9 protein-coding genes are annotated in these 15,352 nt (G+C 66.1%); 5 read left to right on the top strand and 4 right to left on the bottom strand.

Annotated features, from left to right (window positions below):
* Positions 1-357: 357 nt before the first annotated feature.
* From glgX to ACVW1C_RS22770, 4 genes are all read left to right on the top strand, one after another.
* Entirely contained in the window at positions 358-2,472 is a 2,115-nt protein-coding gene (glgX, locus tag ACVW1C_RS22785) for a glycogen debranching protein GlgX (protein ID WP_456760326.1), read from the top strand.
* Positions 2,473-2,820: 348 nt separating this feature from the next.
* A complete protein-coding gene (locus ACVW1C_RS22780; protein ID WP_456760325.1) occupies positions 2,821-4,692 on the top strand; it encodes a sigma-54-dependent Fis family transcriptional regulator in 1,872 nt (623 codons plus the stop codon).
* Between the two features lie 81 nt (positions 4,693-4,773).
* Positions 4,774-6,357 (top strand): hypothetical protein, encoded by a 1,584-nt coding sequence (locus ACVW1C_RS22775; RefSeq protein ID WP_456760324.1) that lies wholly within the window; start codon positions 4,774-4,776, stop codon positions 6,355-6,357.
* Positions 6,357-6,761 carry a hypothetical protein gene (locus tag ACVW1C_RS22770; protein ID WP_456760323.1) on the top strand — a complete coding sequence of 135 codons (405 nt, stop codon included), beginning with the start codon at positions 6,357-6,359 and terminating at the stop codon, positions 6,759-6,761. Before ACVW1C_RS22775 ends, ACVW1C_RS22770 begins: the two co-directional genes overlap by 1 nt.
* A gap of 27 nt (positions 6,762-6,788) precedes the next feature.
* Here ACVW1C_RS22770 and ACVW1C_RS22765 read toward each other — a convergent pair whose 3' ends face one another.
* The 3 genes from ACVW1C_RS22765 to ACVW1C_RS22755 all read right to left on the bottom strand — a co-directional run bounded on the left by ACVW1C_RS22765 (position 6,789) and on the right by ACVW1C_RS22755 (position 11,087).
* On the bottom strand, positions 6,789-7,343 hold the full coding sequence (locus ACVW1C_RS22765; protein ID WP_176534046.1) for a flavin reductase family protein: 555 nt from the start codon (positions 7,341-7,343) through the stop codon (positions 6,789-6,791).
* A 79-nt stretch (positions 7,344-7,422) separates the two neighbouring features.
* Positions 7,423-8,523 carry an LLM class flavin-dependent oxidoreductase gene (locus ACVW1C_RS22760; protein WP_456658903.1) on the bottom strand — a complete coding sequence of 367 codons (1,101 nt, stop codon included), beginning with the start codon at positions 8,521-8,523 and terminating at the stop codon, positions 7,423-7,425.
* 224 nt (positions 8,524-8,747) lie between these two features.
* Positions 8,748-11,087, bottom strand: coding sequence for a mechanosensitive ion channel family protein (locus tag ACVW1C_RS22755; RefSeq protein WP_456760322.1), 2,340 nt, complete (start codon positions 11,085-11,087; stop codon positions 8,748-8,750).
* A gap of 324 nt (positions 11,088-11,411) precedes the next feature.
* On the opposite strand from ACVW1C_RS22755, the gene ACVW1C_RS22750 reads away from it, so the two are divergent.
* Positions 11,412-13,142 (top strand): ATP-dependent Clp protease adaptor ClpS, encoded by a 1,731-nt coding sequence (locus ACVW1C_RS22750; protein ID WP_456760321.1) that lies wholly within the window; start codon positions 11,412-11,414, stop codon positions 13,140-13,142.
* A gap of 24 nt (positions 13,143-13,166) precedes the next feature.
* Here the strand turns inward: ACVW1C_RS22750 and ACVW1C_RS22745 are convergent, their stop codons facing one another.
* The gene (locus ACVW1C_RS22745) at positions 13,167-15,257 is read right to left on the bottom strand and encodes a tetratricopeptide repeat protein (protein WP_456763144.1); all 2,091 of its coding nucleotides are present in this window, start codon (positions 15,255-15,257) and stop codon (positions 13,167-13,169) included.
* Positions 15,258-15,352: the final 95 nt, after the last annotated feature.

Raw genomic sequence — 15,352 nt, 5'->3', positions numbered from 1 at the left:
ATTCAACGCGCAAATCCTATTTTAGCGCCTATGGGCTTTCGCCAGGACGATATTTTGCACGATCGCAAAGCTCGTTCAGCGTCATCACCCGCGCATGCGGGTGATCCAGTATTCCAGAGGCCGCAGTGCTTGAACCGAGAGGCCGCGGCGTACTGGATCGCCCGGTCAAGCCGCGCGATGACATAGGTGAGTGGGGACGCAACCTTCCATCTTGCGGCACCGGAAAGACTTCGCACGCGCCCCGGCGTCATACGGCCATGTGTTGCTGCCGATAAAATCATCAATGCAACGTTTCCTGCGTGGCGGCGTTTGTTGCAGGTTGATTTGATAGCTGTGTTCCAGACCCTGGGGGGACCGATGTCCGATTATGTCATTGAGGAAGGGCTGCCCTATCCGCTCGGCGCCCATTGGAGCGGCCACGGCACCAACTTCGCGGTGTTTTCCGCCAACGCCACCAAGGTCGAGGTCTGCCTGTTCGACGGCGAGCGCGAGACGCATCGCTTCGAGCTGCCCGAATATACCGATCAGGTGTTTCACGGCTTCATCAACGGCGTACAGCCCGGCACGTTCTACGGCTATCGCGTGTACGGCCCCTACCAGCCCGATGGCGGCCACAGGTTCAATCCGAACAAGCTGCTGCTCGATCCCTATGCCTGTGCCCATGCCGGCAGCCTGACCTGGAATCCGGCGGTGTTCGGCTACAAGATGGAAACCGGCGACGATTTGACCTTCGACGAGCGCGACAGCGCGCCGTTCATGCCGAAATGCGTGGTGGTCGATCCCAATTTCGACTGGGTCCAGGAAGCGCAGCGGCAGGACGTGCACTGGGACGAGACCGTGGTCTACGAGACCCACGTCAAGGGTTTCACCAAACAGCATCCGGGCATCCCCGAGAACCTGCGCGGCACCTATGCCGGCTTCGGCGCGAACGCGGCAATCGATCATCTGAAGGCGCTCGGCATCACTTCGGTCGAGCTGCAGCCGGTGCATTCCTTCATCAACGACAGCAATCTGCTGGACAAGCACCTCACCAATTACTGGGGCTACAACACGATCGGCTTCTTCGCGCCGGACCCGCGCTATGCAGCCGACGTGCCGAACAGCCTGCGCGAATTCAAGGAGATGGTGTCGCGGCTGCATGGCGCCGGGCTCGAGGTGATTCTCGATGTTGTCTACAACCACACCGCCGAAGGCAATGAACGCGGCCCGACGCTGTCGTTCAAGGGCATCGACAATGCGAGCTATTACCGGCTGCTGCCCGACAAGAGGCGCTACTACATCAACGACACCGGCACCGGCAACACGGTGAACCTGTCGCATCCGCGGGTGATCCAGCTGGTGATGGACAGCCTGCGCTACTGGGCCGGCCACATGCATGTCGACGGCTTCCGCTTCGATCTCGGCACCATCCTGGCGCGCGAGGTCTATGGCTTCGACGAGCAGTCCGGATTTCTCAAGGCTGTCAACCAGGACCCGCTGCTTTCGACCGTCAAGCTGATCGCCGAACCCTGGGACTGCGGCCCCGGCGGCTATCAGGTCGGCGGCTTCCCGCCGGGCTGGGCGGAATGGAACGACAAGTATCGCAACACCGTGCGCGATTTCTGGCGCGGCGAGACGCCGCCGAGCGCGCTGGCGCCGCGGCTGCTCGGCTCGCACGACGTGTTCAACCGCGAGGGCCGCCGCACCTGGGCCAGCGTCAATTTCATCACCGCGCATGACGGTTTCACGCTGAACGACTGGGCGAGCTACAACAACAAGCACAACGAGGCCAACGGCGAGCACAACAACGACGGCACGTCCGACAACCACTCCTGGAATTGCGGCGCCGAGGGGCCGACCGACGACCCCGAGATCCGCACTTTGCGCGAACGCCAGAAGCGCAACATGCTGGCGACCCTGCTAGCCTCGCAGGGCACGCCGATGCTACTCGGCGGCGACGAGTTCGGCCGCACCCAGCGCGGCAACAACAACGCCTATTGCCAGGACAACGACATCTCCTGGTTCGACTGGAATTTTTCCGACGACGCCAACAGGCTGCTCGCCTTCACCAAGCGGATGATCAAGCTGCGGCGCGATTATCCGATCCTGCGCCGCAGCCGCTTCCTCGCAGGCGATCGCGATTCCCAGCTCGAGATCCGCGACGTGGTCTGGATCAACAGCTCGGGCGTGGAGATGACGCAGGCCGACTGGACCACCGGCTGGATCAAATGCTTCGGCGTCGTGCTCGACGGCCGCGCCCGCAAGACCGCCATCGCGCGCAAGGGTGAAGACGACACCGTGCTTGTGATCCTCAACAGCTACGAGGGCGAGGTCGACTTCAAGCTGCCGCCGACGACCGCCGGCCCGCAGTGGTCACTGCTCGTGGATACCAACGCGCCGGAGCAACCGGCGGGTGCGCAGTTTGCGTTTGGCAGCATGTACAAGACGGCCGGGCGTTCGTTCGTGCTGCTCACGGCCGGTGAGGTGAAGTAGCTCCGTAGCCCGCCTTCTCCTTCCCCCTGAAAGGGGGAAGGTCGGGATGGGGGTCAGCCACAAGCGACGCTCGATGCGGAGAGAGTAGATCCCCACCCGCTTTGCTCCGCCGAGCAAAGCGACCTCCCCTTTTCAAGGGGAGGTTAGAACCGTGCGCCTGCACTCAGACCGTGCAGGCCTGAACGATCTTCGCCGGAACCGCACGCGGAATGGCGGATGACGCTTCGCTGATCCACCCCACACTCCCCACGTCCACCCAACCTCCCCCTCCCCGCGACCCCGTCGGCCAATTGACATTCGCTGTCGGGATGCCAGACTTCGCGGAAAATTAGGGGTGGAGACCTCTGGATGGCCAATCTTTCGGCCTCGAATCACGTCGCCCGTGTTTTATCGGCGGCCAATCAGGTGGCCAGCGTCGACACCGAGGCGCGGATTGCCGCGTCCTGGCGGCGCTGCGTGGTCAATCACAACCTCGATCCGGCCCGGCGCGGACCCCCGCAGACCCTGACCGAAGCCGAGGTCCGGCACATCGCCGAACCGATGGAGGATTTGATCCAGGTCGCAATCCCGGAGCTCGAGGACCTTGCCCGCGTGCTCCACGACTCCGGCTACTGCGTCAACCTCGCCGATCCCAACGCCACGATGCTGGTGAGCCGCCTGCCCGGAGGCGACTACGCGCGGATGTTCCTGGAGTGGAAGATCTACACCGGCTCGAACTTCGCCGAGACCTTCGAGGGCACCAACGGGCTCGGCACCGCGCTCGCCGAGCAGCGGCCGATCATCGTGCACGGCGACGAGCATTTCCGCGAGCAGTGGCACATGTTCACCTGCGCGGTGTCGCCGCTGTTCGACCATGCCGGCCGGCTCGCCGGCGCCGTCAACATCTCCTCCTGCCGCAGCGATCTCGGCCGCAGCGCGCATGAACTGGCGCTCGCCGTCACCGCGGAGGCGACGCGGCGGATCGAGCAGTCGTTCTTCCGCCGGCGCTACCGCGCCTCCTGGATCGCGACGCTGCCCGGCGACGGGCATGGCATGCTCGCCTATGACGACGACCGCCGCGTCGTCGGCGCCTGCCGCACCGCGCGCGGCGAGTTCGGGCTGACCGATGCGATGATCGATGACGGCATCGACCTGTCGTGCCTGATTCAACTGGACGATCGCGCGGCGCGTTCCGCGGACGAACCGGTCACGCTGCGCCGGGCCGACGGCACGCCATGGGGCCGCGGCCGCGTGGCGCCGCCGGTGCGCGCGCGTGTCACCCGCCCGCTGCCGGCGCCGGCGCCGGCGCGCGAGGCGCCGGCCGGACAGTTTTCCGGCCTGCACCGGCTGGCGGGGCGCGATCCCGTGCTGATCAAGGGCGTGAAGCGGCTGATGACAGTCGGCAATCTCGATCTGCCGATCCTGCTGCGGGGCGAGACCGGCGCCGGCAAGGACGTGTTCGCGCGCGCCATCCATGCGGCGAGCAATCGCGCCGGCCGCAATTATGTCGCGCTGAACTGCGCGGCTATGCCGGAGAGCCTGATCGATGCCGAGCTGTTCGGCTACGAGGCCGGCGCCTTCACGGGCGCGCGGCGCGAGGGATCGAAAGGGCTGATCGTGCAGGCCTCTGGCGGCACCCTGTTCCTCGACGAGATCGGCGACATGCCGCTGTCGCTGCAGACGCGGCTGCTCCGCGTGCTGGAAAATCGCGAGGTCTGGCCGCTCGGCGCGCTGAAGCCGGTCGCTGTCGACATTCGCCTGATCAGCGCGACCCATCGCGACCTCGCGCGGATGGCCGAGGACGGCAGCTTCCGCTCCGATCTGTATTACCGGCTGCGCGGCATGGAGATCCGGCTGCCCGCCTTGCGCGAACGCGCCGACCGCAGGGACATCATCACGCAGATCGCCGACGAGGAAGCGCCGCACTGCCGCATCTCGGCCGATGCCTGGGCGCAGCTGATCGCCTATCCGTTCCCCGGCAACATGCGCCAGCTCCGCCACGTGCTGCGGCTCGCAGGCGCCACCGCCGAGGGCGGCGTCATCACCGAGGCCGACCTCGATCTGCCGCCGTTCGGCGCACGCCACGTGGGGGCCGATCACGCGGCGGCCGATCGCGCCGCGATCGTCGATGCGTTGCGGACCAATGACGGAAGAGTGACGGACGCGGCGAAGGCACTCGGGCTCAGCCGTGCGACGTTGTACCGGAAGATCAAGGCGTTAGGGATCGAGCTGGACAGCTAGACCAGAAGCGCAGCTCCTGTTCCGGCCGCGCGGGAACGGTGTTATCATACGCCTTTCATTCAACGCCACGGAGCGGGTCCCATGACACGGTTTCCCCTCGCTGTGGTCGTTGGCCTGGTTGCCGCGACCATTTCGCAGCCTGCCGCCTCGGATTCTACTGAACAACGATTGGGCAAAGTCCATTTTGCGACATCCTGCAAACCGGAAGCGCAGGAGGCGTTCGATCGCGCCATGCTGTATCAGCATTCGTTCTGGTACAGCGCATCGCGACGCACCTTCGAGGAGGTGCTCGAGGCCGACCCGCAATGCGCCATCGCCTATTGGGGGATCGCGCTCAGCTATCTCTACAATCCGCACGGCCCGCCGCCGCCGGAGAACCTTCCGCTCGGCCTCGAAGCCGTGAAGAAAGGCCAGGCGCTGGGCGCGAGCACTCCGCGCGAGCGCGAATATATCGATGCGATCGCGGCGATGTATGTCGACTATGACAAGGTCGATCACCGCACTCGCGTGCAGAGATTCCTCGCGGCCGAAGAGCAGGTCGCGACACACTATGCCGACGATGACGAGGCGCAGATCGCTTATGCGATCACGCTCAACGTCGCAGCATCCCCGAGCGACAAGACCTATGCCAACCAGCTGAAAGGTGCGGCGCTGCTCGAGCCGATCTTCAAGCGCCAGCCCGAGCACCCCGGCATCGCCCACTATCTGATCCATCTCTACGACTATCCGGCGCTCGCGGAGAAGGGCCTCCCCGCGGCGATGCGCTATGCCAAGATCGCCGAACGCGCGCCGCATGCACAGCACATGCCGTCGCACATCTTCACGCGCGTCGGCTACTGGAAGGAGTCGATCGCCTCGAACAAGGAATCCGCGCGCATCGCCAAGGAAGACGGCGAACAGCAGGACCAGGCGCACGCGATGGACTATCTGGTCTACGCCTATCTGCAGCTGGGCCAGGACAAGGAGGCCCGCGCGGTGGTCGACGAGCTCGGCAAGCTCGAGTTCAAGCAGGATCGGTTCGCCGGGCCTTACGCGGTGGCGGCAAGCCAGGCCCGCTATGTGTTCGAACGCGGCGACTGGAAGGAAGCTGCCGCGCTTCAGGTCCGTCCGACCAAATACGCCTATGCGGACGCCATCACCTATTTCGCGCGGGCGGTCGGCGCCGCGCGCTCCGGTGATCCGGCGGCCGCCAAGGCCGATGTCGCCAAGCTCGCCGAGCTGCGCGACAAGCTGAAAGACGCCAAGGACGCCTACTGGTCCAACATCGTCGATATCCAGCAGCAGATCGCGAGCGCCTGGGTGCTGTACGCCGAAGGCAAATATGACGAGGCGCTCGGCGCGATGAATGCCGCTGCGGAGGCGGAAGACAAGACCGAGAAGCATCCCGTCACTCCGGGACCGCTTGCGCCCGCGCGCGAGCTCTACGCCGCCATGCTGCTCGAGCGCGGCAAGGCCGCCGACGCGCTCGCCGCCTACGAGGCCGTGCTCAAGAAGGAGCCCAATCGGCTGGCGGCCTATGTTGGGATGATCAAGAGCGCCAGGGCGGCCGGCGATCAGGCCAAGACCCGGGAATGTGCTGATCACATCGCCCAGCTCACTGCGGATGCGGATCTGTCGAGGCCGGAGCTGATCGAATTGCGCCAGACAACCGGAAGCAAGCTGTGATGCCGCTGACGAAATGGCGCAACGGTGGTGCGGCGCTGCTCGGCGCCGTTGCGCTCTGTCTTTGCCACGTGCCGCCGCTCGGTGCGATGGAGATCCTCGGCCAGGCCGGCGTGCTCGGCGAATGGGAGCTGACCGGACATCTCACCGAAAGCGGACCGGATGCGCGCAAGCAATTCGCCGGGCCGCTGAAGATGAAGCATGTCGGAATCTGCGTGCAGGACGGACCGGAGGAACGCGCCGGCGAGATCCGGCTGCAATTCACAGGCACGGATTCGCAGGTCACGGCCGAACTGGTGCTGGACGGCGCGCCCTGCACCTACAGCGCCCGCAAGACGCACAATTATGAGGGCACGCTATCCTGCGAGGGCCGCGCGCCCGTCCCGCTGCTGGTGTGGCTCAAATAGAAGTTGTCGTTGAGATCTGCCGCCGCTTCACGAAAACTCGTTCCAGCTGACACGCCGCGCGTCGACGTCGCCAAGCGTGATCGGATCGTGGATGTTGCGCACGCTCTGGAAGCCAGAGCGCAGATAGATCAGCGGATCGACCGTGGTCACGGCGCGGACATGCTGGACTTCGCCGATGAAGATCGAATGGGTCTTGGTCTCGAGCTCCTGCGCCAGGACGCAATCGAACGCCGCGACGGCATCCTCCAGCACCGGGGCGCCGGTGGCGCCGGTGGTCCAGCGGCCGAAGCCAAAGCGGTCGTCGCCATTGACGCCCTTCTGGCCGGAGAAGGTCAGCGCCAGCAGCGCGTGGTCCTCGTTCAGGAAGTTGATGACGAAATGGCGCTCGGCGCGGATGCGCTCATGCGCGCTGGCATTGCGGTTGACGCAGACCAGCACCGAGGGCGGATTGTCCGACAGGGAGCAGGCCGAGGTCACCGTCAGGCCGGTGCGCTGCCCCGGCTCGCGGCCGACCGTCACCAGCGCCACCGCACCCGCGCAATGCCGCATCGCCTGCTTGAAACTCTGTGCGTCGACCGTCATGCCCGGACCCTGATGCGAAAAACCACGGTTAAGATATGCGAGGCAGGGTGCGAGGCAAGCCCCGCACCCTGCCTATCTGTCATGCAGCCTTCTCGAACTCGGCGCCGAGATGCTTGAGCCGCGGCATCACCTCGTTCTTGAGCAGGTCCAGCGAGTGCCGCCAGGCTTCCGGCTTGTGCTTGTAGTCGAAGCCGAACACGCAGAGCACGCCGAAGCCGCCGACCTCCCGGTAGATCTTCTCGATCTTCTCGGTGACGGTCGCGGGTGAGCCGACGATCCAATTCCGGCGCGCGCAATATTCGACGGTGACGTCGCTGTCGGGCACGTCGGGCGCGTGCTTCAGATAGTCCTTGAAGCCGAAATGGCCGAGCAGCGGCAGGAAATACTCGCCCATCATCCGGCCCATCATGTCGCCGGTCGACAGCCTCCACGCCTCCTCATCGGTATCAGCCACGAACACCTCGCGCACCAGCCGCCAATCCTTGCGGCTCGGCTTGCGGCCGGTCTTGGCCGCGCCGGCTTCCACCGAGTCCCAGTGGCTGCCGACATAGGCCGGGTTGAGGTTGAGGCTCATCGGGATGAAGCCGCGCTCGCCGGCGAGTTTCAGCGTGTCGGAATTCTTCGACAGGCCGGCGACGCCGATCGGCGGATGCGGTGCTTGCTGAGGCTTGATGTGCGGTTTGAGGAAGTCGAACATCGTGTCCGGCTTGCTCACCGTCCAATACTTGCCCTTGTGCGTCCACGGTCCGGGCTCGGACCACATTTTCAGGATGATCTCGAGCGCCTCACGGGTCATGTCGCGGTTCTGGCCCGACATGCCGTCGACGTTGAACATCGCCCAGTCGCTCGGCAGGCCCGAGGCCGCGACGCCGAAGTTCAGCCGCCCGTTCGAGAGATGGTCGAGCATCGCCACGCGGTTGGCGAGTTCGGCCGGGTGATGATACGGCAGCAGGAAACCGCCAGGTCCGATGCGCAGATTCTTGGTCTGCAGCAGCGCCTGCGCGACCAGCAGGTCGGGCGACGGATGCGGCTCCCACGGCGCGGTGTGATGCTCGCCGATCCAGGCTTCCTGATAGCCGAGCTCGTCGAGCCAGCGCAGCGTCTGCAGGTCCCAGTCGTGGCCCTCCTTCAATCCGCACTCCGGCGGGTGCGAGGGCATGGTGAAGTAGCCAAGCTCCATGTGCGTTTCCTTCCTTTGCTTGAGATTCAGTCATGCAATGCGTCTTGCCGCGCATTCGAAGCTGCATTGAGCAAGCGCTGTGCCAGCGCTGAAATCGCGGGAGAGGAGGAGAAAGGCGGCGTTTTCGGCCAAGTGCGAGCCATGCCTCGGGTCCAGCGAGGCCCTTGCCGTCTCACCGTCGCGAGACAGTGTCGCAACGATGAGACGCAACGCGGTGTCGCAAATCAGCCCGCCGCGCGGCGCGGCAGCTTGTTGGAATCCGGCTCCGACGGCGCGGGGAGCTGCATCAGGATGGTCTGGCCCATCGAGGCGATCTCGATGCCTTCCTCCTGGAAACGCCGCTTCATGCGGCGGTTGAACTCGCGCTGCACCGACCAGCGGCCGCCGTCGGTGCAGCGGATCTGGCCGACGATGGTCACGACCGAGCCGTCGACCCTGTCGACGCCCCACAATTCGAGATCGCCGCGGATCAGCGCGCGATACGCCGTCTCCTGACGCATTTGGGCGACGATGTCCTTCAGCACCTCGCCGGCGCGATCGGTGTCCTCCTTGTAGGACACGTTGACGCTGACCGCGGCGTTGCCGGCGCCGCGGCTGGCATTGGTGATCGTCGTCACCGCGCTGAACGGCACGATATGCACCGAGCCGTCGCCGGCGCGCAGCCGCATGGTGCGGATCGAAACGTTCTCGACCACGCCCGACAGGCCTGACACCGTGACGGTGTCGCCGACCTGCACGGTGTTCTCGAGCAGCAGGAACAGCCCGGTGATGAGATCCTGCACCAGCTTCTGCGAACCGAAGCCGATCGCGATGCCGACGATGCCGGCGCCGGCGAGCAGCGGCGCGACATTGACGCCGATCTCGCTGAGCGCGGTGAGCCCGACCACCGCGACGATCACGCAGAACAGCGCGGTGCGCAGCATCGGCTGGAAGGTGCGCAGGCGCGCGGCGCGGGCGAAATGCCCCTCACGCGACAGCGTGTCGATCTGCCGGTCCATCAGCGCATTGGCGACTTCCCAGATCACCGCCGCGGCGAGCGCGGCAATGCCGATCGTCACCAGCGCCGAGATCAGCCGAGAGCCGATCTGGCCGCCATAGAACCAGACGATGGCATCGACCCCCCAGACCTCGAGCAGCGCGACGAAGCCGACCAAAGCGATCACCGCCGTGACCACCTTGCGCAGCAGCGGCAGATAGCGATTGGCGCGGGTCTCGAGCCCCGGGAAGCGCTGCATCAGGTCCGGGCTGATGCGGAAGCCGCGATCGATCAGACTCAGCACCACCATGGTGACGAGCCGGGTGACCAGCAGCACCGCGACGGTGCCGACGAAATATTGCAGCAGCAGCGAATAGCCGTTTCGGATGTTGAGCGCCCACACCGCCCACAGCGCGAGATCGAGCGCGATCGCCAGCACATGCCACAGCGAAGCGAGACGGTTGCGCGTCCGCGCCGCGAGGCCGGTGCGATCGGCCGGCGCGCGGATGACGTCGGCGACCTGGCGGCGGCACTGCAGGATGATGACGACGATGAAGAGATGCACCACCAGCATCACGAGCCGGAGCAGCGCGGCGTAGCCGGCGTGGGACAGCCCAAGCAGCAATGCGACATTGGCCAAGCAGATCCCCGAGACCCCGACGGCGACGATGCGCCGTGCCCATATCTCGATATAGGCCGCGGTCTCGGCACGGACGCGGACCAGGCCGAACGGGCCGGCCAGCGCGCGCACCGCGCAGATCAGCGCGCGCGAGAAGGCATAGGCGTTGATCACCGCGAGGATCACGAGCCGCGTGGTCGACTGATTGCCGATCTCGGTGCTGAGCAGCGCGGCGGCCACGCTGAGAAACACGACCACCGGCAGCAGCTCGAGCACGAGGCGCCCGAGCACGAAAGGCAGCCGGACCAGCGACTGCCAGGCCCGTGCCAGGCTGAGCCGGCGGCGATGCAGATCGCCCTCCGGCGTGACGTCGGCAACCGACGACGGCGGATCGGCGCTGGCGAGCGCCTGCACCGGCACGCGCGCGGTCTGCGGCAGCCGCGCTTCAAGGAACGCGACCGGCCGCTTGATCAGGCGGAACACCACCCATTCGGCTGCCAGCGCGCAGCCGAGCACCAGCGCCAGCTTCCAGGCGATATCGATCATGAGGCCATAGGCGGCCGGATCGTTGGCGGTGCGCAGGAACCAGTAATAGAACGCCGGGAAATGCGTCAGCGTGCGCGCCACGTCGGCGACCTCGCGCGACATCTCGCCGACCTGCTCCGAGACCATCAGCAGAAGCTGCGCTCCGAGGCTGTCCGCGCTGAGCGGGATCGGCGACTGCTGCTCGGGCGCCGCCTGCGCGGCCGCCTGCGGCGAGGCATTGGCGATGGCGCGCAGCGTGTTGATGATCTCGCCGCGTTTCTTGTCGTCCTGCAGCGTCTCGAGCGCGCGCTTCGCCTGCTCCGGCGTCAATGCGTCGCTGGTACTGGACTGCGGCGGCGCCGGCTTGGCGGCCGGCTGCGCAAGCGCCGGCGAGACGAACAGGGTGAGGATGAGGAAAAGCGCAAAGCGAAATCTGTGCGACACGAGGGCCTCTTACTAAAAGTCATTGCGCGACGGCTGATCCCTGGAAGGAATCAGCACTCGCGCTCGCGCCATGTCGGATGCTCCTTTTCGCCCCGATGATGTGTCGGAAGTTTGCCTCTGTGGCGGCCATGTCTTGGCATTTGCCGCAACACAGACGTCACAAGTGTTGAGCGGCGTTTACGCATGCAGCGCGCACCCGGCTGGCCGGCCGATCGGCTCACCACACGTTAGGGATGAGGCCGCGGAATCTTTCGCTTGACGTAGGCCGGCGGCCGTGATGTTCTTATTTTGTTCTTTTGGTTCCGATTGCGTTTCGAGGTGATCATGCACGATGTCTTTGCCGAGGGCGGCCCGATCAAGCTGTTCATTCACGACGATAGCGAGACACCGATAGAATTCATGCGCGACCTGCTGCGCACGGTATTCGGCAAGTCCCGGAAAGAGGCGGTTGCCGCCACCGCACGGATCGAGACCCTTAACGGAATCGCCTGCGGCCCCTATCCAGCGGCCGTGGCCCAGGCGCTGTTGGAGTCCGCCCAGCAGCTGATCCGCAGCAATGGTCATTCGTTGCTGATCACGAGCACGGCTGCCGATGCGGCCAGGCCGTGCGACCTCTGTGGCGCGCTGGATCCTGTGACGGACGTTTTTCTCAGCCGCAAGACGGTCTGCCTGTGCAGCAACTGCCTGCTCGCCGCCAGGGCCAGTTCGGAAAAGCTGCCGGGCGAGGAGTTCCGATATGCCTTCATAGCGCTCGATTGGCATTTTGCGGGAGTGCCACGCAACCAGATCCTGACCCGGTCGCGGCAATTTCCCGGTCACATGCGTGCCGATGTTCAGATCGCGATCGACCGGCTGTTCGATGCGCCGCTCCATTTCTTCGGCCTCCATGAGGAGCATCGCTACGAGACCCTCGCTTTCGCCGCGCTGATGGAAAACAGCCGCAACGCTCCGGCGATCGCGCCGCCGCAATATCACGACGTCGACGTCGGCGGGTCCGAGCCGGTGAAATGCCTCACCAATGGCTTGTGGCTGTGCCAGACCGAAGAGCTGCGCTACGCGGTGCTGCTCAGCCACCATCGAGATTATCGGAGCGAGCCGGGCTTGCGGATCGAGCTCGCGGTGCCCGCAGGCATCGCCGGAAACGCCTTGGTGCAACGAACCTTTGCCGAGCTAGAAGCGGCCGTGCATGCGGCACGATCCTATCGCGGCAAGATTCTGTCGCTGGAAGATGCCGCCGACTATCGCGGCCGCGCCCGCGGCGTGACCGTGCATCGGCTGCCGACGGTTGCCCGCGATGACGTGATCCTGCCGGAGCGGACACTGCGGCTGCTCGACCGCAACGTGCTCGGCTTTGTCGAAAGCCGAGATCTGCTGCGCAAGCTCGGGCAGTCGACCCGCAAGGGCATCCTGCTCTACGGCCCGCCCGGCACCGGCAAGACCCACACCATTCGCTATCTCGCCACCAACCTGCCAGATCATACCACGCTGATCATCACCGCCGAGCAGGTCGGCCTGCTCGGCGCCTATATGAACCTCGCCCGCCTATTGCAGCCGACCATGGTCGTGATCGAGGATGTCGACCTGATCGCGCGCGACCGCGACGAGATGAGCGGACCGTGCGAGGAATCGCTGCTCAACAAGCTGCTCAACGAGATGGACGGCCTGAAGGAGGATTGCGATATCCTGTTCCTGCTGACCACCAACCGTCCTGAAGAGCTCGAGGGCGCACTGGCCGGCCGGCCCGGCCGCATCGACCAGGCGATCGAGATGCCGCTGCCTGACGAGACCGGGCGCGGCAAGCTGGTCCGGCTCTATGGCAAGGGCCTGCCGCTCACACAGCCCGTCATCGACGAGGCCGTGCGACGCACCGAAGGCGTCAGCGCGGCCTTCATCAAGGAGCTGATGCGCCGTCTCGCCCAGGCCAGTATCGTCCGCGATGGCGGCGGGGAGATCACCGCCTCCGACCTCGACGGCGCGGTCAGTGAAATGCTGTTCGACGGCGGGCGGCTCAACGCCAAGCTGCTCGGCGGCGCGCAGGGGATGAGCGCGGGGTGACTGGCCGGGAGGCTCGGCTGGTCGTCAGCGGTGCGTCGTTTGCGGCAGCAGCAGGTGCCGCTCCCCCCGTGCGACGCGCGCGAGCTCGTCGGCCATCCGTGTCAGCACGGCCTCCCAGGCCTGCGGTCTGTCCTGGCGGAACAGCCGCATGGTCGGATACCAGGGCGTGTCGGCGCGATCGCGCAGCCAGCGCCAGTCGAGCGCATAGGGGCACAGCATCCAGACCGGACGGCCCAGCGCGCCGGCGAGATGCGCCACCGAGGTGTCGACGGCGATGACGAGATCGAGCGCGCAGACGGCCGCGGCGGTATCTGCAAAATCGCCGAGCGTCGGTGCGAGGTCGACGATATCGGCACCAAGGCCGCGCAGCACCGGGGCATCGTCCGGCCGCGGCTCCTTCTGCAGACTGTAGAGCTGGACGCCAGGTGTGACCAGCCGCGGCAGCACGGCATCGGCCGGCAGCGAGCGCTGGCGGTCGCCCTTGTGCCTGGCATTGCCGGCCCAGACCACGCCGACCTTCAGCGCGGACACGCCGGAGAGCGCCTCGCACCAGCGCGCGAGCTTGGTGGCGTCCGCCTGCAGATAGGACACGGCAGCGGGAATGGTCTCGACGGTGGTGCGGAAGATCCGCGGCAGGCTCAGCAGCGGCAGTTGCAGGTCGAACGGCGGCAAGGGCTCGCCGCGCGCGAACACCGCGACATCGGGCAGCAGCGGCCGCAGCAGCGAGACCAGCGCCGGCTGTACCTGCAGAATGATCCGGCCGCCTCTGCCCGCCAGCATCGGCACATAGCGGACGAAATTGATGGCGTCGCCGAGCCCGTATTCGGCAAACAGCAGCAGCGTGCGTCCCGCCAGCGGCTCCCCCTGCCATTCCGGCTCGTCGAACACGGGATCGCCTTCGCTGAGCATCTTGGTCTTGCGGCGCCACTGATATTCTTCAAAACCTTCCTCGAACTCGCCGTTCATCAGCAGGAAATGCGCGTGGTTGTAATGCGCCAGCGGCTGCTCGGGATCGAGCGCGATGGCGCGGCGCGAGGCCACCAGCGCGGCATCGATCTCGCCGGCATTGCGCAGCGCGACCGCAAGATTGGCATGGCCCTTGGCGTAATCGGGTTCGAGCTCGATGGCCCTCCGATGCGCGGCGACCGCCGCCTCGACCAGATTCTGCGCCTCGAAGATGATTCCAAGATTGGTGTGCGCGGCGGCATAGTCCGGCTTGAGCGCCAGCGCCAGTTCGGCGCAGGCGATGGCGTCGTCGACCTGTCCGAGCTCGAACAGGCAGGCGCCGAGATTGTTGAGGATGACGTGATCGGACGGATCGCGGGCCGAGACCTGCCGATAGATGCGGACCGCCTCCTCGCGCGCGCCCAGCTCGTGCAGCACCATGGCCAGCAGGCGCCGCGGCGCGAAATTGTCGGGCTCGAGCGCGATCGCGCGGCGATAGTGCTGGACCGCGTCCTCCAGCCGGCCGAGGCGGTAGAGCGCCGCCCCGAGACCGCTATGCAGGCCCGGATGATCGGGATCCGCGCCGAGCCCGCGGCGATAGGCGGCGGCGGCGGCGTCGTGCTTCTTCTGATCGGTCAACGCATTGCCAAGGTTGAGCCAGACCCCGCGATAGGTCGGATCGCGCGCGATCACCTCGCGATAGGCCTGCTCCGCCTCGACCGGCCGCAGCTGCCCGGCCAGCGCAACGGCGAGGTTGAATCGCGCCCGCGTCAGGCCGCCATCGAGTGCGATCGCGCGGCGAAACGCCGCCTCGGCCTCGTCGAAGCGCGACAGCTCGCATAGCGCAACGCCGAGCTTAATGTGCAGGCCGGCATCCTTCGACCGCAATGTGATGCCGCGCTGGAACGCCGCCACCGCGCCCTCGTGCTCGCCCTTCACGGCGAGCGCATCGCCGAGCGTGGCGAACGCCGGTCCATGATGCGGATCGAGGCTGAACACCCGGTTCAGCAGCACCGCGCCTTCCGCGGCGCGATCGGTCACGAAGGCGATGACGGCGGACAGATGCAGCGCCGGAATATGGTCGGGATCGGCGGTGAGGATGTCGCCGCACAGCGTGCCGGCCTCCGTCGCGCGGCCCGCGCCATAATGCGCCACCGCATCCAGCAACATCCGATCAACAGCCACACTGCCCACGATACCGCCCCCGCCTCTCAAGACCCCGATGGGGATTAAACGGGCGGCGCCGCCAAATCCGGCACGCGATC

Source organism: Bradyrhizobium sp. USDA 4011 (genome assembly GCF_054063415.1).
The sequence above is the reverse complement of the archived record's forward strand: the minus strand, read 5'-3'. Positions and strand labels throughout refer to the sequence as shown.

Coding starts and splice junctions, on each gene's coding strand:
- ACVW1C_RS22760 (WP_456658903.1), bottom strand. CDS start 8,523: ATGGAGCTTGGCTACTTCACCATGCCCTCGCACCCGCCGGAGTGCGGA.
- glgX (WP_456760326.1), top strand. CDS start 358: ATGTCCGATTATGTCATTGAGGAAGGGCTGCCCTATCCGCTCGGCGCC.
- ACVW1C_RS22765 (WP_176534046.1), bottom strand. CDS start 7,343: ATGACGGTCGACGCACAGAGTTTCAAGCAGGCGATGCGGCATTGCGCG.
- ACVW1C_RS22750 (WP_456760321.1), top strand. CDS start 11,412: ATGCACGATGTCTTTGCCGAGGGCGGCCCGATCAAGCTGTTCATTCAC.
- ACVW1C_RS22775 (WP_456760324.1), top strand. CDS start 4,774: ATGACACGGTTTCCCCTCGCTGTGGTCGTTGGCCTGGTTGCCGCGACC.
- ACVW1C_RS22745 (WP_456763144.1), bottom strand. CDS start 15,257: ATGTTGCTGGATGCGGTGGCGCATTATGGCGCGGGCCGCGCGACGGAG.
- ACVW1C_RS22780 (WP_456760325.1), top strand. CDS start 2,821: ATGGCCAATCTTTCGGCCTCGAATCACGTCGCCCGTGTTTTATCGGCG.
- ACVW1C_RS22770 (WP_456760323.1), top strand. CDS start 6,357: ATGCCGCTGACGAAATGGCGCAACGGTGGTGCGGCGCTGCTCGGCGCC.